Below are 20,157 nucleotides of genomic sequence, written 5' to 3' on the forward strand. Positions count from 1 at the left end.
GTACGCCTGCCTCAGCTGCGTCACCCACTGTCGTGTCCCCGATCATCAGCCCCCTCAGCATTGAGTGGGGAAATATCCCTGCCATTCAGACAGAACACGGCTGTTTAGCGGGGGAAATTCACCACTCGAGGCCGGGGGGCGGCTCAGCTGGGGTCATCACAAGGGGCTGAGGAGCAGAAAGCGAAGGCAGCGGGGCGAAGGCGGCGGGGCGCGGGCGACGCGCCGCGGGACGAGAGCGGCATTCGATAGGCTCGCCCCATGGGTATCCGAGGCAGGCGCCGCAGCCGGAGGGCACGCCGGCACGCGGGCGCTCACGCGGTTCGGGCACGTCCCCCTCGCGGAGGGGCCCTCCGGGATCACAGCGTGGCCGCCGCCTGGGGATTCGCCGAGGCGACGTTCTTCTTTGTGGTCCCGGATGTCTGGACTTCCCGGGTGGGCCTGCGCAGTCCCAAGCGCGCCCTGGCCACCACCGGCTCGGCCCTTGCCGGGGCGCTGTTGGGCGGAGCTGTGACCTATACCTGGGGCCGTAATACAGCGGCAGCCACCTCCCAGCGCGCCCTGGCCAAGGTGCCGGCGGTGACTGAGAGCATGATCGAGCAGGTGGAGCAGGAGGTGACCGAGGCCGGGCATGTCTCGCTGATGCTCGGGCCCACTCGCGGGGTGCCGTATAAGCTCTACGCCCGCGCCTCGGGTCTGCAGCGCAGGTCGCTGCTGAACTTCCTGGCCTGGAGCGTGCCGGCCCGGCTGCTGCGGTTCATACTGGTCACCCTGCTGGCCGCCGGGCTCGCCGCCGGGGCACGCAGGCTCTTCCCCCGGCTCCCGGAGAAGCTGATCACCGCCGTCTTCTGGGCTTCTTGGGCAGGGTTCTACGGCTGGTTTGTGCCCACTGTCTCCCGCCGGCGCTGATCCGCCGCGAGCCCCGCAGCAGCACGCATTGTTGCTGAGGGCAACTAATCTGGCAGACTGAGAGCTATGGCTGATTCTCCCTTCTGCGACCTCGACCACTACGTTGCCCATCCTCGGATCGGCGGACTGGCGCTGAGCCCGGACGGTACCCGGCTGGTCACCACAGTCCAAACCCTGAACACCAAGAAGAACGGGTATGTGACCTCAATCTGGGAGGTGGACCCCGCCGGGGAGCAGCCCGCGCGCCGGCTGACCCGCAGCGCCAAGGGTGAGGCCGGCCCGGTCTTCGCCGCCAATGGGGACCTCTACTTCACCTCGGCTCGACCGGACGAGGATGGCGAGGAGGAGGACAGTGCGCTCTGGTGCCTGCCCGCTGCCGGGGGCGAGGCCTATGTGGTCAACCGGCGCGCCGGCGGAGTCTCCGGAGTCATCGCCGCCGCCCGGGCCGACCTGGTGGCCGTCACCGCCCCGCTGCTGCCTGGTGCCGCGAATGAGGATGATCAGGAGAAGCTGCACAAGGCCCGCAAGGAAGCCTCGGTGCAGGCGATCCTGCATGACTCCTACCCGGTGCGGTACTGGGACCACGATCTGGGCCCGGCCCGGCCCAGCCTCTTCACCCTGGAGCAGGAGCCCACACAGCACAGCGAGCCCCCCGCCGGCTCCGGGCAGCGCCGCCTCAACCATGTGTTGAAAGGTATCGGAGCACGCTTCGGAGGGGATGTGCATATCAGCCCGGACGGCTCCTTCGCGCTCTTCGCCCTGCGCCTGCCGGATGCTGGTGCTGATCTGCGCTCCACTGTGGGCCGAGTGGACCTGGCCACCGGTGAGTGGGAGATCCTCTTCGATGGTGCCGAGCACACCTACACCCCCGGCATCATCAGCCCAGATGGGACCTCTGCGGTGATCGGGGTGGCCAACCGGCCCACCCCTGAGCGCGCTATGCGGCCGGTGCTGCACCTGCTGGACCTACAGACCCGGCAGCTCACGCCGCTCACCGAGAACGCTGATCTGTGGCTGACCCCCACTGCCTGGCTGCCCGATGGCAGCGGCTTCCTGGTGGTGGCAGACCAGAACGGCCGCGCCCCCGTCTTCCGGGTGGATACAGACCAGCCACGCACTGTGCAGATCACCCAGGACGACGCCGCCTACACCCACGCCTTTCCCACCCCGGACGGCAAGACCGCCTACGGACTGCGCTCCAGCTACGCCTTCCCCGCCGAAGTGGTGCGCATCGATCTGAGCACCGGGGAGAGCACCCGACTGCCCAACCCCACCGAGCGTCCTGAGCTGCCCGGCACTCTGGAGGATGTTCAGACCACTGCCGAGGACGGCGTCGTCATCCGTTCCTGGCTGTGCCTGCCTGAGGGCGCCAGCGGCGCGAAGCCGGCCCCATTGCTGCTGTGGATCCATGGCGGCCCGCTGAACTCCTGGAACGCCTGGACCTGGCGGTGGAACCCCTGGCTGGCTGTGGAGCAGGGCTATGCGGTGCTGCTTCCGGATCCGGCGCTGTCCACCGGCTACGGCCAGGACTTCATCCAGCGCGGCTGGAACTCCTGGGGGGACAAGCCCTACACCGATCTGATGAGCGCCACCGATGCAGCACTCGCCCGGGAGGATATCGATCAGTCGCGCACCGCGGCGATGGGCGGTTCGTTCGGCGGCTATATGGCCAACTGGGTGGCCGGGCACACCGACCGGTTCAACGCCATCGTCACACACGCCAGTCTCTGGGCGCTGGACCAGTTCGGCCCCACCACCGATATGTCACCGTTCTGGCGGCGCCAGATCAACGCTGAGATGGAGGCCGAGCACTCCCCGCACGCTCATGTGGAGAAGATTGTGACCCCGATGCTGGTCATTCATGGGGACAAGGATTACCGGGTTCCCATCGGTGAGGGACTGCGGCTGTGGTACGAACTGCTGGAGCGCTCCGGGCTGCCCATGGATTCCGAGGGCGAGACTGCCCACCGGTTCCTGTACTTCCCCGATGAGAACCACTGGATCCTCAAGCCTCAGCACGCCAAGATCTGGTACCAGGTGGTCTTCGCCTTCCTGGCTGAGCACGTGCTGGGCGTCTCAGCGCAACTGCCGGCGCAGCTGGGGCTCACCGCGCCGGAGAGCGAGAAGGACGACGACGCCGCCTGAGGCCACTGTGCCGCCGGCTCCCCGGTCAGCGGCGCACCTGGAAACCGACTTCCGGCAGGGTCTCCAACTGGGCCTCGGTGGCCGGCCGGGCCTCCACCTCGGTCACCTCGGCCCGCTGAGGACCAGTGCCGCACCAGGTGATCAGGGCCTCCACTGCCGGCCCCTCACCGCCGACCAGCAGTTCTACTGTGCCCTCGGAGGTGTTGCGGACCCAGCCGATCAGGCCGAGTTCGTCGGCCTGACGTTTGGCGGAGTTGCGGTAGTTCACGCCTTGGACCCGTCCGGAGATCCGGAGAAACGTTCCTGTGCTGAATGCTGGTGCCATACTCACCAGAGTACGCAGTGCTAACGGTTCTGCGGAAGCTTCGCAGCTTATGCGTTCTCAATAACCAGGGCTTATTGTGAACGCATGGGATTCGGGCACAGCCACACACATCAGCATGAGCGCGCCGGCGCCGCAGAGAATGCAGACCACCGGCGGCGGCTGACCATTGCCTGCGCCATCACCCTGTGCATTGTGCTCGCCCAAGGCCTCGGGGCCTGGATCACCGGCTCACTGGCCCTGCTCACTGACGCTGTGCACTCCTTGGCCGACAGCATCGGGCTGGTGGTGGCGGTGATTGCCGCCAGCCTCATGTTCCGGGCAGCCAGCACCACCCGCACCTGGGGCTGGCGGCGGATGGAGATCCTTGCCGGGCTGGTCCAGGCCGCACTGCTGCTGAGCATCGGGATCTACGCAGCCGTGGAGGGCATTCAGCGCCTGGGCGATCCCCAGGACATCCTGCATGTGCAGCTGCTGGTCTTCGGTGCCGCCGGGCTGGTGGGCAACCTCATCTCGCTCTATGTGCTTTCCCGAGGCCGGAGGGCGAACTTTAATATGCGGGCCGCGTTCCTGGAAGTGCTGGCCGATGCCTTGGGCTCACTCGGGGTGATGGCCGCCGCAGTGGTCATCTGGCTCACCGGGTGGCAGCAGGCTGACGCGGTGGCCGCTCTGCTCATCGCTGCAGTGATCATTCCCCGGGCCGCGCTGCTGCTGCGCGAGACCGGCAGGATCCTGCTGGAGTTCACCCCGCGCGGACTGGATCTGGACCAGGTGCGCCACCATATGCTGCAGCTGGAGCATGTGCGTGAGGTCCATGACCTGCACGCCTCCACTGTGGCCACCGGCCTACCGGTGATCTCAGCCCATGTGGTGGTGGATGAGGCCTGCTTCACGGACGGCTGCGCCCCGGAGAAGCTGACTGAGCTGCGCGAATGCGTGGCTGAGCACTTCGATGTGCCTGTGGAGCATTCCACGTTCCAGCTGGAGACTGCCGCCCACGCCCGCACCGAGTCTCACACTCATCAATGAGTGCTGCGGCTCCGGCTCACCAGCGCTCAGCCACCACCGGGGCTGAGGCCTCAGCGTCATAGCGCAGCACTTCACGGCCCTCGATCCAGGTACGCAGTGCCCGGTTGCGCGTGTCCAGCGGGTCGCCCTCCCAGAGCACCAGGTCGGCGTCCTTGCCTTGCTCCAGGGACCCGATCCGATCCGCTACACCGAGCACCTCCGCCGGGTTGATGGTGATCGCCCGCAGTGCCTCCTGGGGGTCCATGCCCTCCTTGGCCGCCAGGGCCGCCTGGTTGACCAAGAAGTCGATGGGCACCACCGGGTGGTCGGTGATGATGGAGACCTTCACCCCGGCCTTGGCGAGAATGCCCGGGGCCTTGGGGCTTCGTTCCCTGACCTCCACCTTGGAGCGGGAGACCATCATCGGCCCGTAGAGCACCGGGATGCCGCGCTCGGCGATTCGGTCGGCCAACTTATGGGCCTCGGTGCCGTGGTCCAGTACCAGCTCGTAGCCGAACTCATCGGCGATCCGGATGGCGGTGGCAATGTCATCGGCCCGGTGGCAGTGCTGCCGCCAGGGAATCTCACGGGCCAGGACTTTGGCCAGCGCCTCGGAGACCAGGTCGGCGGCCCGATCCTTGGAGTCCTTTGCGGCCCATTCACGGGCCTCACTGAAGGCTTTGCGAATGGTGAAGGCTGTGCCGAGTCTGGTGCTGGGAGTCTTCTTCTGCTCGCCGTAGACCCGCTTGGGGTTCTCCCCCAAGGCGGCTTTGAGCCCGGAGGGTGCGCGCAGGACCATGTCATCGACTATCGCCCCGTGCGTCTTCATTGCTACGGTGAGCCCGCCGATGGGGTTGGCCGAGCCGGGGTTGACGTTGACTGTGGTGACTCCATGGGCCAGGGCGTCGTCGAACCCGATGTCCATCGGGTTGATGGCGTCGATGGCCCGGACTGCGGCGGTGACCGGATCGGTCGTCTCGTTGAAGTCGGCGCCGGCCCAACCCTCGCCCTGCTCATGGACTCCGAGGTGGACATGGGCATCGACGAAGCCGGGCAGCAGCCAGGCGCCCGCCGCGTCGATTCGCTCATGGTCCCTGGGGGCCTTGGCTGTGGGGCCGAGCTTGGCGATCTTGCCTTCGGTGACCACCAGTGCCCCGTCGAAGGGCTCACCTGTGACGGGCACGATGTGGGCATTCTCCACAATATAGTTTCCTGAAGCAACCATAGCGTCAGCCTATAACGAGGCCGCCCGGGAGCGCACCCATCGCCGCACCGGGATCCTCTCGCCTATGATCGGGCGAAGAACACAGACCACAGGAGATCCAGATGACCCAGCCGCCCCATGATGGGACCCACCCCCAGTCCGGCAACGGCCCCCCGCCGGGATACCACCAGTACGGGCAGGGCGGCTGGCAGTCCGGGTATCCGCAAGGGGCACAGTTCCCCGGTGTGCCGCAGGGCGACTACCCGCTGGACCCCGCACAGCAGCAGATGGGCGAGCAGCCGCTGAGTCCCTCTGAGGAGCAAGGCTGGGGCGTGGCCGCACATTTGGGCGGGCTGTTGGTCTCGTTCCTGGTGCCGCTGGCCATCTGGCTGATTTTCCGCAGGCGCAGCCGGCTGATCAACGACCACGGACGCACCGCCGTCAACTGGGAACTGACTCTGCTGCTGTTCTATGTGGTGGGCGTGGTACTGGCCATCATCGGCTATATCTCCCTGTTCGGAGCCGTCATCTCAGGCAACGATCCCGGAGCCGGCACGGCTTTCGGCTTAGTCGGGATCTGGGCTCTGGTCATCGTGGGCTTCATCGTCCTGTGGCTGCTGAACCTGGTGCTCTCCATCATCGGAGCGCTGCGCGCCTATCGCCGGCAGCAGTTCAGCTACTGGGCCATCCCGTTCATCCGGTCATAGTACCGGGCGGTTATAGCACCGGTCGCTGCAGCGCGATCACGGCGTCCATGTCGTCATCCGGGGCCAGCCGGTTGCGGTCCTGCGCCTGACAGACCGTGCACCGGTGCAGCAGGATGTAGCCCTTCTTGCCCGAGTGGTCCACGCCCACCGGCTCCATGGCCCCGCCGCAGTCTGCGGCCCGGTCTCCGGGCAGCACATCCACGTGTTTGGACCATAGGCAGCGCGGACAGTGGTTCCGGTAGCTGCCGCCGGGGTGTTTGGTGATCTGGGCGCCGCAGTGGATGCACGCAAAACCGGTGTTCTCGGCCTGCCGGCCCGTGGGCGCATAGCTCACTGGGGCTCACCACGCTCGAACGGATGCCTCTCGAGCGCAGCTAGCGGGGCAAAACCCTCATACCCCTCCCCGGGCGGCGGCTGCTGCCGCTTCTCAACGGGGAGCGCGTTGCGCTGGGCCATCGCTGAGGCATAGAGGCACAGCGCCCCGGCCACGGAGACGTTCAGCGACTCGGCCTGGCCGTAGAGCGGAACGGCGACGGAGCCATCAGCCTGCGCCTTCTGCTGATCACTGAGCCCATGTGCTTCGTTCCCCAGCAACCAGTACGTGGGCTGCGCAAGCTCCGGGGCCCGCTCATCCTGCAGATCTGCCAAAGTTTCTGCCGCATAGCCGTCAGCCGCAAGCACCTGGGCGCCGTTCTCCCGTACGAACCTCACCAGCTGGTCTAGGTCGATACCGGTGGCCACTGGGAGGTGGAAGTGGGAGCCGGCCGCGGCGCGCACCACCTTGGGCGCCCATGGGTCCGTGCTGCCGGGCGTGAGGATCACGACCCCGGCCCCTGCCGCATCCGCAGTGCGGATCAGCGTACCCACATTGCCCGGATCCTGAAGTCCCACCAGCACCGGGGCCAGCCGCACTGCCGGGAATGTGACAGTGGCTCCTGAGGCGGCCGCGCCCGATCCATCTGCCCACACCGAGGTCATTCTCATCCCCACCAGCAGCGAGTCCAGTCCGCCGAACTCAATGATCGGCTGCCGGCACACGGCGAGGACACCCTGGGGGGTGTCGGCGTCGCTCATCGCGGCCAGGGCCTCGGCAGTAGCCCCACGCAGGAAGAACCGGGCTGCGCGCGGCAGTTCGGCCTCAGGATTGAAGAGCACCCCGCGGACTTGATCCAGCAGGCCTGCCAGATCCGGATGCTGCTCCAGGGCCTGCGGGGTGAAGTACAGGGCGTCCAGCTCCGGCAGGTACTCCGCTGGGGGGTGCTGCGCACGGAGCTGTTGCTGCCCGGGCTCGGCACCAGAGGCTGCCCCGGCGGCGTCGTTGTTCTCATCCCACCTGCGCAGCCAGAGCGCCAGAGCCTCACGGACTGGTTGCGGCCCTTCAGCCAGGAACCGGCCCTGTTTGCGCCGGCCGGCTCGGGTGGCCAGCTGGGCCACCTTCTTCACCCGATCGCTGCTCGGATTGTCCACTACAAATTCGTCACTCACAGTGCCCATTCAACCAGGCCGCGCCGGCCCAAGGCGCCGATGCGGGTCCGCCAGTGGGCAGTTGATGACGACGAAACGCCCAAGAGCGCCCTGCGTCGTCGCCTACTGCCCAGTAGCGGAGGTTTTTCCGGTCAAACTGGGCAATTGATGACGATAAACCGCGCTGAGTTCGTCAAGATCGTCCGCAACTGCCCAGTCTGGGACCGCAGCGCACACGAGAACGCCCGCCTCCCCTGAACAGGTGAGACGGGCGTCGTCGTTGGTTTGGGCGCCTTAGGCTGCAGCCTTCTCGCGAGGGGCGTTGACGTCCTCGGGGAGGGCGGCCCGTGCGGTCTCCACCAGCGACTCGAAAGTCTTGGCGTCGGAGACAGCCAGCTCGGCCAGCATGCGGCGGTCGACCTCAACCCCAGCGGCCTTCAGGCCCTGGATGAAACGGTTGTAGGTCAGGCCGTGGGCGCGGGAGGCAGCGTTGATGCGCTGGATCCACAGGCGGCGGAAGTCGCCCTTGCGCTTCTTGCGGTGCTGGTAGTTGTAGGTGTAGCTGTGCAGCAGCTGCTCTTTGGCCTTGCGGTAGAGGCGGGAGCGCTGTCCGCGGTAGCCGGAGGCCCGGTCAAGGACCTTGCGGCGCTTCTTGTGCGCGTTCAGTGCGCGTTTTACTCGTGCCATGGGTGGTTCTCCTGTGAGCTAAAAGTCTTGGGGCTTGCTGAAAGTGCTGCGGCTCTAGAGGCCGAGCATCTTCTTGATGCGCTTCTCGTCTGCCTTGGTGACGATCTGGTCAGATGCCAGGCGACGGGTCAGGCGCGATGACTTGTGCTCCAGGTAGTGGCGGCGGTTGGCCTGCTGGCGCTTGATCTTGCCGGAGCCAGTCTGCTTGAAGCGCTTCTTGGCACCGGAGTGAGTCTTGTTCTTCGGCATAGTGCCGTACTCCTTATGTCGTTCGGACCTGTGAACACCTTTGGTGCCGCTTCAGAGACGGCGGCGGTGCACAGGTGGACCACATCGGCCGTGAAGGCCTGCGGTCCCTTTGGCATGGGCGCGCATGAGCGCAGACCCAACCGTCCATCTTACGGGAAGCCGGCGGAAGTTGCGAATCGCCGCGGCGGCGCTGTGCGGGCCCGCCAGGCAGCGAGGGGCGCAGATCCGGGAAGCCCGCCTGGGAGGTCAGAGGTTCTTGAGCTCGTCCGGCAGGTAGTCGGCCATGGAGTTGGACAGCGGCTTGACGTCCTTCTGCTCAGTGGACACCCGCTGCTGGCGCTCCTGGGTCTTCTTGGCCCGGCGCTCGTTCTTGGCCTTGGTCTTGGCCTTGTTGTCCTCGTTATCGGCAACCTCACCCTCAGCGGCGGTGGAGGCGGCCTTGGCCTGCTGGGCCTTAGTCTTCAGCGGGCCCACCACCATCACCATATGCCGGCCGTCCTGCCGAGGAGAGGATTCCACCTGGCCAAGGTCCGCGACATCCTCGCTGAAGCGCTGGAGCAGCCGGACACCCATCTCCGGGCGCTGCTGCTCACGGCCGCGGAACTGGATCATCGCCTTGACCTTGTCCCCGGCCTCCAGGAAGCGGCGGGCATGGCCGACCTTGGTGTTGTAGTCGTGATCGTCGATCTTCAGCCGGAAACGCACCTCTTTGAGAGCGGTGGTGGACTGATTCTTGCGGGACTCGCGGGCCTTGACCGCGGCCTCGTACTTCCACTTGCCGAAGTCCATGAGCTTGCAGACCGGGGGCTTGGCCTGCGGGGCCACCTCAACCAGATCCAAATCAGCTTCGGCCGCCAAACGCAGTGCGTCTTCTATTCTGACGATGCCCACCTGTTCCCCTTGGGGGCCAACTAGGCGGACTTCGGGCACTCGGATGCGGTTGTTGATGCGTGGTTCGCTGATCTGTCTTGCTCCTGATTCGGTGACTGTGATATTGAGTTCATTTCCGGGCACGCAGTGGCGCGGCCAGAAACGACTATGAGAATCTTAGCAGTATGACTAGTGACCCGAACACCCCCCAGCCTTCCGCAGATCCCGATGACGACGTCGCCGCTCTGGTGGGCGGCCAGGCCCGGGATATTGCCGAGGTGCCGGCTGTGGAGCTCATCAATACCGTAGCAGTGCACCTGATGAGCGCTGCAGCGGTGAAGACTGGGCTTGCTGAGGGGCCCGATGCTGCTGAGCTGAAAGACCTGGATGAGGCCCGCAAGCTCATCACTGCCCTGGCTGGACTGGTCACCGCTGCAGCGCCCGAGGTGGGATCCACTCATGCGGCCCCGCTGCGGGACGGCGTGCGCTCCCTGCAGCTGGCCTTCCGCGAAGAGTCGCTGATCCAGGATCCCCCCGGCAAGGGACCCGGCGAAAAATGGACCGGCGCGGTCAACTGACCATCCCGGCGGGCACGCCATAACCTCCACTCAGCCAGCGTTCAGAGGGTGTTGAGGAACTCTGACTACTTTCGACTCCGCACAGGCGCTGCAGTGACAGAGGCTTCAAAGGTTGAAGAACGGGAGCAGTCCCGGCTGAGGAGGAGAACGGAATGACCGCTACAAGCACCATCTGGCGCGGAGCAGCCACACGGGGAACAGCCACACGGGGAGCAGCCACACGCGGAGCAGCCGCACTGAGTGCAGCAACCCTGGGCGCAGCAGCCCTGCTGCTGACTGCCTGCGACTCCGATCAGAACGGGGACACGGAGGCCCCGGCCCCGGAGTCCTATCAGGGACCGGAGCATGCTGAAGAGATGCTCACCGATGAGCAGGCCCAGCAGCTGACCCTCAGCCAGGATGAGTTCCCGGTGGAGTTCGAGGAATTCGAATCCATGAACTATGCCGATTTCGGCGATGAGGTGGCCGCCGAGATGGCTGCCCAATCCGCCATGCCCGAGATCCAAAGCTGCGATGAGCTCGCCGGTTATGCGCAGGACCAGGCCGCCAGTGGCGGCTCGGGCAGCGCGGACCAGGAGGCTGAGGATTTTGAGGGTGAGGTGGCCGGCACCATGGCCATGGGCATGTGGAACCTCGCCGACCTCGAGAACTTCAGCCTATTGGCCAGCAGCGTGGGCAGTTACGAGGACTCCGACCCAGCCGAGCACCAGGAGCACAGTGAGGCCCTGCGCGACTGCGACGGCGAGACGGTCCAGCTCACCCAGGACGGCATCGACTTCGATGTGACCTTCGAGCACCTGGCGCAGGGCCCCTGGGAGGGCGTGATCATGACCATGGCCGCCGAGGTGGAGGGCGAATCCATGCAGACCGACATTGGCTTCCTGTGGCTCTACACCGGAGTTGACGGGCTGGTCGTGATGGGCATGGGCGAGGGCGCCGAGCATATCGAGGAGACCGCCGAGGCTCAGCTGGAGAAGTACGAGACCGGACTCTGACCGTCCCGGTTCCACAATCCCGCCGCTTGAGGTCAGCAGATGACGACGACGCCGCCTGCTCACCATGGCAGCCCAGGCAGCTGTGAGGTGAGGATGAGGCGAAGATGAGAAAAACAATGCTGCTTTCTCATTCTGCTCTCACTGGCCTCTCACATTGGCCCGCCAGGCTTGTTGACCATGAGCATCACCGTTGCCATGTATTCCCACGACTCAGTGGGGCTGGGTCACGCCCGGCGGAACCGTGCCCTGGCCTTCGCCCTGGCTGCCGACCTGCCCCGGATCACCGGCGAGCGGGTCCGCGGCCTTCTGGTGGCCGGGCACGCCGGAGCCACCGCCGACGCCCTGCCTGAGGGGTGGGACTGGCTGGTGCTGCCCGGGTTCACCCGCACCACCAACGGCTACGAGTCGCGCAAACTGGATGTCAGCACCGAGCGGCTCTGGCACCTGCGCAGCTCAACCGCCGCCGCAGCACTGGAGGCCATGGCCCCGGAGCTGCTGATTGTGGACCGGCACCCTTTCGGCGTGGACAACGAGCTGCTGCCCGCCCTGGAAACCCTGCAGGGCACCGGCACCCGCTGCGTGCTGGGCATGCGGGAGGTGCTGGACACCCCGGAGGCCACCCGCGCTGAATGGGAGCTCATCGGTGGCCCGGCCGCCGTGGCGCACTACTACTCCGGGCTCTGGATCTACGGAGACCAGACGGTCTATGACCCCCTGGCCACCGGTGAGATCCCGCAGGAGCTCTCACCGATCACCCGATTCACCGGTTACCTGGCTCACGGCCGGCCAGATGACCCGCTGACCGCATCCTCTCTGGTGCCCGCCCAACCCTATCTGCTCACGATGGTCGGCGGCGGCTCTGATGGCGGGGCACTGGGCCTGGCAGCGGCCCGAGCCGAAGTACCGGCCGGGCACCGGCACATCATCCTCACCGGCCCCCAGATGCCGGCCGCCGATCACGACGCCATTCTTGATGCGGCGCGCAGCTCGGGGTCGCCGCGCGGGCAGCTGCGGGTCTCCCGCTACGCACCGCATGTGCCCATGCTGGTGCGTGATGCCGCAGCCGTGGTGTCCATGGGCGGCTACAACTCACTGGCCGAAATCATGGCCACCACCACCCCGGCGCTGATCGTACCGCGCAGTTCCCGCCGCGCCGAGCAGCGGCTGCGCGCCCATTCGCTGGCCGCTACCGGCGCCGTGGACGTGCTGAATCCCGAGGACCTCAGCCCAGCCGCCCTCTCCGCCTGGGCCGCCGCAGCAGTCCGCCGGCGCGGCCTGCGCGACGGTATCGACCTGGACGGGCTGACCAGGATCGGTGATCTGGCCGCCGAACAGATCCAGGCGCGGCGGGCGTCGTCGTCCGCTCCGCAGTCCACTCACGCCCATATCGCACCCGTTGAGCGTGTGCGCTGAAAGAGAGTTGATACCCATGTCCTCCGCCCCCGTGATCGGTTATGTGCTGAAGATGTACCCCCGGTTCTCTGAGACCTTCATCGTGTCCGAGATCCTGGCCCGCGAAGCCGCCGGGGAGCGGATCGTGATCTTCAGCCTGCGCACCCCCACTGATGCCCGGTTCCACGCGGAGCTGGCCAAGGTCAAGGCCCCGGTGGTCCAGATCCCGCGCACCTCCAACGCCAGCAAAATGTGGCAGCGCCTAGGCGAGGCAGCAGCCGTCCCTGACCTGGGCGCGGGGATCCAACGCCTGCTGCCGGAGCTGATTCGGGCCGAGGCGGAGGATGCCTTCCAAGCGGTGCTGCTGGCCCAGGAGGCCCGGAACCACGGGGTCACCCATCTGCACGCCCATTTCGCCTCGGTGGCCACAACGGTGGCGCGATTCGCCGGTTCCATCGCCGGACTGCCGTACTCCTTCACCGCCCACGCCAAGGACATCTTCCACGAGGATGTGGACCAGGCAGAGCTGGAGCGAAAGCTGGCTCAGGCCCACCACGCAGTGACCATCAGCAGGTACAACCTGGAGGATCTGCGCCGCCGGTTCCCCGCTGCCAGCCAGAATCTCCACCTGGTGCGCAACGGACTGAACCTTGAGCGATTCCCCTATCAGCCGCGCACCATCAGCCGCCGCGTGCCCCGAATCCTGGCCGTGGGCCGGCTGGTGGAGAAGAAAGGGTTCGGTCTGCTGGTTCAGGCAGTGGCCCAGCTGCGAGAGCGCGGACTCCCGGTTCAGGCTGATATCGCAGGCGACGGGCCGTTGGCCGCTGAGCTGGAGGCCCAGATCGCCGCCCTCGAGCTGCAGGACCAGGTGCATCTGCTGGGACCGCGCACCCAGGCGGAGGTCAATGAGCTGCTGGGCAGCCACGATGTCTTTGCCGCACCATTCGTGGTGGGCTCCGACGGCAATGCCGATGGTCTGCCCACAGTGCTTCTGGAGGCGATGGCCCGCGGCATCCGCTGCGTTGCTGCGGAGGTGACCGCCGTGGGTGAGGTGGTGCGCAACGGTGAGACGGGTTGGTTGGTGCCCACCGGGGATCTCACTGCCTTCAGCGATGCTCTGGCACAGGCGGTGCAGCCGGGGGATCACACCGCGATCACTGATGCCGCCCGCGCTCTGGTGGAGGAGCAGTTCGACAGCAACCGACAGGCCGCTCATCTGCGGGCACTGGTCACTGCGCCGCAGCAGACGGATACCCCCCAATGGGGCAGCGAGAGGCCCGGCAGAGAGGCGGTGTCCTCCGAGGCGAGCGAGGGATTCATCCCAGCCCGGAGCTCAGCGGGGGTGCTGCGATGAGAATCGCCTATATTCTGGCCGATCCGGGCATCGGCATCTTTGGCACCAAGGGCGCCAGCGTCCATGCCCAGGAGATGATCCGAGCCTTCCGGGCTCAGGGGCATGAAGTGACGGTCTTCGCCACCAAACGCGGCAACAAATACGGTGAACCCGGCACGGAGTACGTGCCCGAGGACCTCAAGGACCTGCCGGTGTTCGTAGTCCCGGTGGCCGGGGCCAAAGGTGCAGCCGCCCGCGAGCGGGCCACGGCCCGGGCCTCCCGGCGGATGGCCGAGCTGGCTGCTGAAGGCTCCTACGGCCTGGTCTACGAACGCTACTCGCTGTTCTCCACCGGCGGGGCTGCACTCAGCGACCGGACCGGCGCCCCCCTGGTGGTGGAGGTCAACTCCCCGCTGCTGGCTGAGCAGTCTGCCCACCGCAGGCTGCACGACGCCCAGGGCGCCATGGAGGCCACTGTCAGGACCTTCACTGCAGCCGATGTGCTCAGCTGCGTCTCCACCCCGGTGGCCGGCTGGGCCAGGTGCATCGCCGCCGGTACTGACCCGCGCATTATCGTGACCCGCAACGGGGTCAATGTGGAACGTTTCAGGCGGCAGCCTACGACGACGCCCCCCAGCCAGTTCACCGTAGGCTTCCTGGGTACGCTCAAGCCCTGGCACGGCACTGAGTACCTGCTGCAGGCCGTGGCCTCCAGCCCGGCGCTGGCCGGAATCCGGGTGGAGATCCTGGGCGACGGTCCCCAGCGGGCAGAGCTGGAAGGCCTGGCCGGGCGGCTGGGCATCGCCGACCAGGTGGTCTTCCACGGGGCGGTGGCGCCTGAGCATGTCCCCGCCCACCTCAGCCGCTGGGATGCAGGTGTGGCACCCTACCCTGCCGCTGAACAGCAGAGCGAGAACTACTTCTCCCCGCTGAAGATCTACGAGTACCTGGCCGCCGGACTGCCGGTGGTCGCCTCTGCCACTGGGGAGATCCCCGAGGTCATCGAGCACGGCGTGACCGGTCTGCTGGTCCCCGGATCAGATCCCGCGGCCCTGGCTGAGGCTCTGGGCCGGCTGGTCACAGACCGGCAGCTGAGCCGCCGGATGGGTGCGGCAGCCCGCGCCGAGGCGCAGCGGCACCACAGCTGGGGAGCCCGGGCCGCAGCGGTGCTGAAGGCCGTAGGTGCCGGGCTGCCGGCCCCAGTCCCTGCCGCGGAGGTGCTGGGCTGATGGGCAAGAAGTCACCCTCACTGAACCGGCAGGCGCTGCTGCGCACCCTGCGGATGGTCTGGCCTTTCGTCAAGCGGCATAAGCTGCTGGTGGGCCTGGGCATGCTGGCCCTGATCGGCGATGTCCTGTTCCGGATCCTGGAGCCCTGGCCGGTGAAGTTCGCCGTGGATGCGGTCACCGACGCCCTGGGCGCGGAGCTTGAGAGCACTGCCGACGGGGCCGATAACGTGGCCGGGGTGATCGTCTTCTGGTCAGTGGCCCTGGCCGGAATCGTGGCCGGCCGCGCCATCTGCAACTACGGCTCCACCATCGCATTCGCCAAAACCGGAGTGAAGGTGGCCGCCAGGCTGCGCACCAAAGTGTTCGAGCATATTCAGTCACTGTCGCTGCGCTACCACTCGAAGGCCAGTATCGGTGACACCTCCCAGCGCCTGGTAGGCGATATGGGCCGGCTGCAGGAGGTGGCCGTGACCGCCGGGCTGCCGATGATCGGCAACCTGCTCACCCTGATCGCCCTGTTCGTGGTGGTTATTGTGCTCAACCCGGTGCTGGCCCTGGTGGTCACCGCTACTGCCGGCGGCTATCTGCTGGCCTCACGGGTGCTGAGCCCCAAGATCACCACCGCATCGCGAGCCACCCGTAAGGGCGAGGGGCAGCTGGTGGGTGACGCTGCCGAGGCGCTGGCGGCAATCCGGGTGGTCCAGGCCTACGGGCTGGAGGACACTGTGGCCTCCGGGTTCGCCGCCGGGAACGAGAAGGCTCTGAGGGCCGGGATCAAGGCCCGCAAGCTGGCCGCCAAGCTGGAGCGTTCCACCGACTTCTTTGTGGGCATCGCCACCGCAGTGGTGCTGGGCTTCGGCGGTTGGCAGGTGCTGGCCGGAGTGATGACCCCCGGGGATATGGTCCTGTTTCTGATGTACCTGAAGATCGCGATGAAGCCGCTGCGGGATATGGCCAAGTACACCGGGCGGATCGCCCGGGCCACCGCCTCCGGTGAGCGCATCGCGGATCTGCTCGATGAACCGGTGGAGGTCACTGACCCCAAGGACCCGATGCCGATGCGCCGGGTTACCGGTGAACTGTGCTTCTGGGAGATCAGTGCTGCCGACGGCCGAGGTGTGCCGCTGTTCGAGAACCTCAGCCTGCGCATCCCCGCCGGCCAGCGGGTGGGCCTGCTGGGCCCCTCAGGGGCCGGCAAGTCCACTCTTACCGGATACCTGCTGCGGCTGGCCGATCCCGACTCCGGATCGGTGCTGGTGGACGGCTACTCCACCCGCAGCGTGGCCAAGGCTGAGCTGCGCGGCAATATAGCGGTGCTGCTGCAGGAATCGGTGCTGTTCTCCACCAGCATCGCAGAGAACATCCGCTACGGCCGCCAGGAAGCCACCGATGATGAGGTGGTCAGCGCCGCCCGGCGGGCCGGCGCCCATGACTTCATCACGAAGCTCCCCGAGGGCTATGAGACGGTGCTGGGCAACCGCGGCGATACCCTCTCCGGCGGCCAGCGGCAGCGGATCGCAATCGCCCGGGCCCTGGTCCGCAACGCTCCCATCGTGCTGCTGGATGAACCCACCTCCGGGCTGGACCCGGCCTCCCGGGCGAAGGTGGAGGAATCCATCCGGGAGCTCACCGCCGGGCGCACCACTATCGCCATCACCCACGATCTCTCCATGATCCAAGGGCTGGACCGGGTGCTGTGGCTGCAGGGCGGCGCCATCCTGGAGGACGGAGCTCCCCAGGAACTGCTGGCCGACTCGGAGTCGAAACTCGCACAGTGGGCGCAGAGCCAGCGCCGCAGCATGGCCTCGGCCGCCGAGCGTGGGCAGCACACTGGGCTTCCCACCGCCCATGACCTCCTGATCCCCGATCGCCGTCTGCCCCGTGAGGTGAATGCATGAGATCTGCCGCCGAGCCGTTCATACCCACCCCCGCCCAGGCGGACGCGGCCGCAGCCTCCGCCGTGGAGCTGGACCGCGCTGAGGAACTGATCCATGCTGCGCTGCTCTCCGAGCTGCTGCAGCGCAGCGTGCAGGTCACCCACGCCCGGATCAAGCCAGGGCACTCCGTGGTGGTGGCCCACGCCGGTGAGGACGGTGCGCATGGTTGGACCATGCTGACCTCCGACCAGGATAAATTCGGCAAGGCCCGGCAGCGGGCAGCGGACTTCGGCCAACAGCTCCAGGTCCACCAGCGCGACCCCGCCCGGGGCTACCTCTACAGCGGCAGCATCTGGTCAGATCCGGCGCTGGCCAAAGAGCTGCACGATGCCCGCAGCAGCCTTGACGAGGCTGAGGGCCGCCCGGTGCAGTGGCAGATCCTGCGCTACAACCCCCGGCGCCGCCTGGTGGCCGTGGTCGATGCCGGGCACAGCCCCAAAGTAGTGCGGGTGGCTGCCGGGGGTGCAGACCAGCTGCTGGCCACCGCCCTTCGCTGGCGCAGCCTGGGGCTCCCGGTAACCAATGTCTCCCCCCTGGGGCGCCGGCACTCAGCGACCATCGCCCCGTTGTGGGGCGTAGGCGACCTCACCGAGTACCCCTATGAACCGGCCGCCCAGCGCGCCGGGGAGGCGGTGGCCCAGCTGCACCGCGCACCGCGGCACGAATCCTGCGGAGACCGGCCTCATGCCGATCCGGCCGAGGCCGCCGCAGCCCTGGGCAGGATCGCTCCCTGGTTGGCCGCCCGCGCCGACCAGCTGGCACTGCGCTGCAGCAGCCAACTCAGGCCCACTCTGAGCTCCACAGCTGCTGAGATCCACGGTGACCTTTCCCCCGACCAGGTGATCCTGGCCGCAGCAGCCAGCCATAAGGTCCGGATCATCGACCTGGACCGGGCCGGCTGCGGCCACCCGATGCGCGATATCGGCTCCTGGGTGGCCACCTGCCGGCATAGCGGCACACCGGAACTCATTGACGCGTTCCTGGCCGGATACGCCACCGGGGCACCGCTGGAACCCGCCGATCTGGACGCCTGGGAGGCCTACGCCCATCTGTCCCGGGCCACCGACTTCTTCCGGCACCGGGAGTCGGATTGGCCCCGGCAGACGGTCCACGCACTGAACCTGGCCGAGGAGGCACTGAACCGATGAGCATTGAACCGATGAACACAGAACCGATGACCACTCTGATCGCAGACCCCGCCCTGCCGGCCCTCGATGAACTGATGAGCATCGGCGCTGAACTGGTCTCCCATAAACGGGGCAGGCGCGCCGTGGTGCGGATGCAGACCGGCAGCGGCACCCAGTTCATCAAAGTGGTCAGACCCGGCAAGGCAGCCAAGATCCTCGATGGCATCCGCCGGGCGGAACCCTTCAACGGCCCCTTCCGCACCCCGGAGGTGCTCCAGAGCACCGATTCCACGGTGACCTTCGCAGAGCTGACAGGTCTCAGCCTGCACAGCCCTGAACAGCTCTCCCAGGATCAGTGGGTGCAGGCCTGGACTCAAGTGGCCGCCTCCCTGGCGCAGGTCATCCGGACCGGCCGGCCTCAGGACCAGCCGGCACCGCTGGTGCACTCAGCCGAGGCGGAGGTCCGGGTACTGCGGCAGTGGTTCCAGCGCAGCGCGGAGCAGCTGCCACAGGCTGCGCGCACGCAGCAGCAGCTCACCAAGCTCGCCAGCCAGCTAGAGCAGATCAGCACCCCCCGGATGAGTCCCACCCACCGCGATCTGCATGACAAGCAGCTGCTCTGGTCCGCAGCGGCCGGTCCCGGGCTTCTAGATGTTGACACCGCCTGCGCAGCTGATCCGGCACTGGATCTGGGCAACCTCAGGGCCCATGCGCTACTGCGCCGGCTGCAGGGACTCTGGTCACCTGCCGAGGCTGAGACCGTGCAGTTCTGCCTCGACCACTGCGCCGAGGAGACCTCGGTGCCCCGAGAGTCCGTGGCGGTCTATGAACGGGCTGCCCTGCTGCGGCTCAGCATGGTCTATGCGCTGCGGCCCCAGCACAGCACCGTAGCCGAGGAGCTGACTCAGCTGGTCTGAGTCGCTTCCAGCCACTCCTGTGTGGGCTTGATGAAGAGCAGGACCAGGGCCAGGGCGGCCGGCAGCAGGAATATCAGCCCAGTTCCCACCGCCCCGCCGGAGAAGAAGCTGAAGGAGAGCACCACCAGCAGCAGCTGAAGCACCATCGCGGGGGTACGCGCGGCCGGTGAGCCCTGAAAGATCTGGAAGCCCAGCAGCACCAGAATCACACCGGAGAGCAGGAACAGTATGCTCAGCGCAACAGTGCCTGCGGTATCGAGCACCTGAGCATCCTCGGTGAAGACCGAGGCCAGGGTGCCGAAGATGACAGCCGCACCCTGCAGGAACATCACCACGTAGATGACCCACACCGGCACCGGCCGGGGCGGCCGGGCAGAGGAGGCAGTCTCAGACATGAGACCTATTCAACCATCCGCGCCCATACTGCGGGAATCGGCGCCAGAACCGCCGGAAGATGAGAGAGCTCTCATGCCGGTTTCCTGCTCCTCTCACAATAGGCGGCCAGAGTAAACACGTAAGATCACAGCAGAAACGTCCAAGGAGTACTGAAAAGACCATGAGCCGACAGACCACCTGGGTCATCACCGGAGCTCTGAGCATCGTTGCCCTCGGCGGCGGCACCGCCATAGCTTCCACCCTGGGCCAGGACAACGACCAGGACTTCGGGCCCGCCGTAGAGGTCACCACCACACAGGCGCCCACCGACTCCCCCAGCTCATCGCCCTCACCGACCAGCACGGCCTCACCAAGCAGCACGGCCTCACCGAGCAGCTCGCCCAGCCCCAGTTCGACGCCGTCCCCCTCCCCAGAGAGCCCCACCTCCAGCCCCACACCGCAGAACACTCAGCAGGCTCCGCCGCCGCCCCCGCAGACTACCCAGGCGCCTCCGCCACCTCCGCAGACTACCCAAGCGCCTCCGCCGCAACAGGTGAATCCGGCTCCCCCACAGTCCTGGAGCTCACCGAGCTCCTGGTCCCCGGCCTCAGCCGAGAGCTGGAGCGCGCCCAGCGCCCCTAGTTCCTGAGCTGGTCCCGGTGGCGGGGGAACCCCGCACACCTCTCGGCCGGTTGCAGCGGCACCGGCCTTC

The 20,157-nt window shown here is 67.0% G+C and carries 21 protein-coding genes; 13 read left to right on the forward strand and 8 right to left on the reverse strand.

Features of this window, described 5'->3' with window-relative positions; translation table 11 throughout:
- Positions 1-363 precede the first annotated feature (363 nt).
- A complete protein-coding gene (locus GNZ21_RS02815; protein WP_188503486.1) occupies positions 364-906 on the forward strand; it encodes a hypothetical protein in 543 nt (180 codons plus the stop codon).
- A 66-nt stretch (positions 907-972) separates the two neighbouring features.
- On the forward strand, positions 973-3,051 hold the full coding sequence (locus GNZ21_RS02820) for a S9 family peptidase (RefSeq protein ID WP_157321153.1): 2,079 nt from the start codon (positions 973-975) through the stop codon (positions 3,049-3,051).
- Between the two features lie 25 nt (positions 3,052-3,076).
- Here the strand turns inward: GNZ21_RS02820 and GNZ21_RS02825 are convergent, their stop codons facing one another.
- A complete protein-coding gene (locus GNZ21_RS02825) occupies positions 3,077-3,376 on the reverse strand; it encodes an acylphosphatase (RefSeq protein WP_157321155.1) in 300 nt (99 codons plus the stop codon).
- Between the two features lie 84 nt (positions 3,377-3,460).
- Here GNZ21_RS02825 and GNZ21_RS02830 point away from each other — a divergent pair, with 84 nt between their 5' ends.
- The gene (locus tag GNZ21_RS02830) at positions 3,461-4,402 is read left to right on the forward strand and encodes a cation diffusion facilitator family transporter (protein WP_157321157.1); all 942 of its coding nucleotides are present in this window, start codon (positions 3,461-3,463) and stop codon (positions 4,400-4,402) included.
- 16 nt (positions 4,403-4,418) lie between these two features.
- Here the strand turns inward: GNZ21_RS02830 and GNZ21_RS02835 are convergent, their stop codons facing one another.
- Positions 4,419-5,606, reverse strand: coding sequence for an amidohydrolase (locus tag GNZ21_RS02835; RefSeq protein WP_157321159.1), 1,188 nt, complete (start codon positions 5,604-5,606; stop codon positions 4,419-4,421).
- A gap of 101 nt (positions 5,607-5,707) precedes the next feature.
- Between GNZ21_RS02835 and GNZ21_RS02840 the strand changes: the two genes are divergently transcribed.
- Positions 5,708-6,292: a DUF4870 domain-containing protein gene (locus GNZ21_RS02840; protein ID WP_157321161.1), complete on the forward strand. Its 585-nt coding sequence runs from the start codon at positions 5,708-5,710 to the stop codon at positions 6,290-6,292.
- Between the two features lie 10 nt (positions 6,293-6,302).
- Here GNZ21_RS02840 and GNZ21_RS02845 read toward each other — a convergent pair whose 3' ends face one another.
- The 5 genes from GNZ21_RS02845 to infC all read right to left on the reverse strand — a co-directional run bounded on the left by GNZ21_RS02845 (position 6,303) and on the right by infC (position 9,655).
- Positions 6,303-6,626: an RNHCP domain-containing protein gene (locus tag GNZ21_RS02845; protein WP_188503487.1), complete on the reverse strand. Its 324-nt coding sequence runs from the start codon at positions 6,624-6,626 to the stop codon at positions 6,303-6,305.
- Positions 6,623-7,777 (reverse strand): TrmH family RNA methyltransferase, encoded by a 1,155-nt coding sequence (locus GNZ21_RS02850; protein WP_229659393.1) that lies wholly within the window; start codon positions 7,775-7,777, stop codon positions 6,623-6,625. Before GNZ21_RS02850 ends, GNZ21_RS02845 begins: the two co-directional genes overlap by 4 nt.
- 273 nt (positions 7,778-8,050) lie before the next feature.
- Positions 8,051-8,443, reverse strand: coding sequence for a 50S ribosomal protein L20 (gene rplT / locus GNZ21_RS02855; protein ID WP_157321165.1), 393 nt, complete (start codon positions 8,441-8,443; stop codon positions 8,051-8,053).
- Between the two features lie 54 nt (positions 8,444-8,497).
- The gene (gene rpmI / locus GNZ21_RS02860; protein ID WP_120004476.1) at positions 8,498-8,692 is read right to left on the reverse strand and encodes a 50S ribosomal protein L35; all 195 of its coding nucleotides are present in this window, start codon (positions 8,690-8,692) and stop codon (positions 8,498-8,500) included.
- Positions 8,693-8,938: 246 nt separating this feature from the next.
- On the reverse strand, positions 8,939-9,655 hold the full coding sequence (infC, locus tag GNZ21_RS02865) for a translation initiation factor IF-3 (protein WP_188503498.1): 717 nt from the start codon (positions 9,653-9,655) through the stop codon (positions 8,939-8,941).
- Positions 9,656-9,747: 92 nt separating this feature from the next.
- Between infC and GNZ21_RS02870 the strand changes: the two genes are divergently transcribed.
- The 8 genes from GNZ21_RS02870 (at position 9,748) to GNZ21_RS02905 (ending at position 19,070) form a co-directional block, all read left to right on the forward strand.
- On the forward strand, positions 9,748-10,140 hold the full coding sequence (locus GNZ21_RS02870; RefSeq protein ID WP_157321167.1) for a DUF1844 domain-containing protein: 393 nt from the start codon (positions 9,748-9,750) through the stop codon (positions 10,138-10,140).
- A 152-nt stretch (positions 10,141-10,292) separates the two neighbouring features.
- Positions 10,293-11,135, forward strand: a complete 843-nt coding sequence (locus tag GNZ21_RS02875) for a hypothetical protein (RefSeq protein ID WP_157321168.1) — start codon at positions 10,293-10,295, stop codon at positions 11,133-11,135.
- Between the two features lie 177 nt (positions 11,136-11,312).
- Positions 11,313-12,548 (forward strand): glycosyltransferase family protein, encoded by a 1,236-nt coding sequence (locus GNZ21_RS02880; RefSeq protein ID WP_157321170.1) that lies wholly within the window; start codon positions 11,313-11,315, stop codon positions 12,546-12,548.
- 16 nt (positions 12,549-12,564) lie between these two features.
- A complete protein-coding gene (locus tag GNZ21_RS02885) occupies positions 12,565-13,881 on the forward strand; it encodes a glycosyltransferase family 4 protein (protein WP_157321172.1) in 1,317 nt (438 codons plus the stop codon).
- Positions 13,878-15,089, forward strand: coding sequence for a glycosyltransferase family 4 protein (locus GNZ21_RS02890; protein ID WP_157321174.1), 1,212 nt, complete (start codon positions 13,878-13,880; stop codon positions 15,087-15,089). Before GNZ21_RS02885 ends, GNZ21_RS02890 begins: the two co-directional genes overlap by 4 nt.
- Positions 15,089-16,987, forward strand: coding sequence for an ABC transporter ATP-binding protein (locus tag GNZ21_RS02895; RefSeq protein WP_157321175.1), 1,899 nt, complete (start codon positions 15,089-15,091; stop codon positions 16,985-16,987). Before GNZ21_RS02890 ends, GNZ21_RS02895 begins: the two co-directional genes overlap by 1 nt.
- A complete protein-coding gene (locus GNZ21_RS02900; protein WP_157321177.1) occupies positions 16,984-18,174 on the forward strand; it encodes a phosphotransferase in 1,191 nt (396 codons plus the stop codon). The genes GNZ21_RS02895 and GNZ21_RS02900 overlap by 4 nt, the downstream gene beginning before the upstream one ends.
- A complete protein-coding gene (locus GNZ21_RS02905; protein WP_157321179.1) occupies positions 18,171-19,070 on the forward strand; it encodes a phosphotransferase in 900 nt (299 codons plus the stop codon). Before GNZ21_RS02900 ends, GNZ21_RS02905 begins: the two co-directional genes overlap by 4 nt.
- Here the strand turns inward: GNZ21_RS02905 and GNZ21_RS02910 are convergent.
- Complete coding sequence (locus GNZ21_RS02910) at positions 19,058-19,465, reverse strand: hypothetical protein (RefSeq protein WP_157321180.1); 408 nt, start codon at positions 19,463-19,465, stop codon at positions 19,058-19,060. The two genes, GNZ21_RS02905 and GNZ21_RS02910, sit on opposite strands and share 13 nt — an antisense overlap.
- 161 nt (positions 19,466-19,626) lie before the next feature.
- On the opposite strand from GNZ21_RS02910, the gene GNZ21_RS02915 reads away from it, so the two are divergent.
- Positions 19,627-20,094 carry a hypothetical protein gene (locus GNZ21_RS02915; RefSeq protein WP_157321182.1) on the forward strand — a complete coding sequence of 156 codons (468 nt, stop codon included), beginning with the start codon at positions 19,627-19,629 and terminating at the stop codon, positions 20,092-20,094.
- Positions 20,095-20,157 lie beyond the last annotated feature (63 nt).

Source organism: Nesterenkonia alkaliphila (assembly GCF_009758175.1).
In the GTDB taxonomy this organism is placed as follows: domain Bacteria; phylum Actinomycetota; class Actinomycetes; order Actinomycetales; family Micrococcaceae; genus Nesterenkonia; species Nesterenkonia alkaliphila.

Bases quoted from the DNA above. Each gene is read 5' to 3' on its own strand.
- GNZ21_RS02905 (WP_157321179.1), top strand. From the start codon at position 18,171: ATGAGCATTGAACCGATGAACACAGAACCGATGACCACTCTGATCGCA.
- GNZ21_RS02890 (WP_157321174.1), top strand. From the start codon at position 13,878: ATGAGAATCGCCTATATTCTGGCCGATCCGGGCATCGGCATCTTTGGC.
- rplT (WP_157321165.1), bottom strand. From the start codon at position 8,443: ATGGCACGAGTAAAACGCGCACTGAACGCGCACAAGAAGCGCCGCAAG.
- GNZ21_RS02900 (WP_157321177.1), top strand. From the start codon at position 16,984: ATGAGATCTGCCGCCGAGCCGTTCATACCCACCCCCGCCCAGGCGGAC.
- GNZ21_RS02885 (WP_157321172.1), top strand. From the start codon at position 12,565: ATGTCCTCCGCCCCCGTGATCGGTTATGTGCTGAAGATGTACCCCCGG.
- GNZ21_RS02880 (WP_157321170.1), top strand. From the start codon at position 11,313: ATGAGCATCACCGTTGCCATGTATTCCCACGACTCAGTGGGGCTGGGT.
- GNZ21_RS02870 (WP_157321167.1), top strand. From the start codon at position 9,748: ATGACTAGTGACCCGAACACCCCCCAGCCTTCCGCAGATCCCGATGAC.
- GNZ21_RS02830 (WP_157321157.1), top strand. From the start codon at position 3,461: ATGGGATTCGGGCACAGCCACACACATCAGCATGAGCGCGCCGGCGCC.
- GNZ21_RS02915 (WP_157321182.1), top strand. From the start codon at position 19,627: ATGAGCCGACAGACCACCTGGGTCATCACCGGAGCTCTGAGCATCGTT.
- GNZ21_RS02875 (WP_157321168.1), top strand. From the start codon at position 10,293: ATGACCGCTACAAGCACCATCTGGCGCGGAGCAGCCACACGGGGAACA.
- GNZ21_RS02825 (WP_157321155.1), bottom strand. From the start codon at position 3,376: ATGGCACCAGCATTCAGCACAGGAACGTTTCTCCGGATCTCCGGACGG.
- GNZ21_RS02910 (WP_157321180.1), bottom strand. From the start codon at position 19,465: ATGTCTGAGACTGCCTCCTCTGCCCGGCCGCCCCGGCCGGTGCCGGTG.
- GNZ21_RS02820 (WP_157321153.1), top strand. From the start codon at position 973: ATGGCTGATTCTCCCTTCTGCGACCTCGACCACTACGTTGCCCATCCT.
- GNZ21_RS02840 (WP_157321161.1), top strand. From the start codon at position 5,708: ATGACCCAGCCGCCCCATGATGGGACCCACCCCCAGTCCGGCAACGGC.
- rpmI (WP_120004476.1), bottom strand. From the start codon at position 8,692: ATGCCGAAGAACAAGACTCACTCCGGTGCCAAGAAGCGCTTCAAGCAG.
- GNZ21_RS02835 (WP_157321159.1), bottom strand. From the start codon at position 5,606: ATGGTTGCTTCAGGAAACTATATTGTGGAGAATGCCCACATCGTGCCC.
- GNZ21_RS02895 (WP_157321175.1), top strand. From the start codon at position 15,089: ATGGGCAAGAAGTCACCCTCACTGAACCGGCAGGCGCTGCTGCGCACC.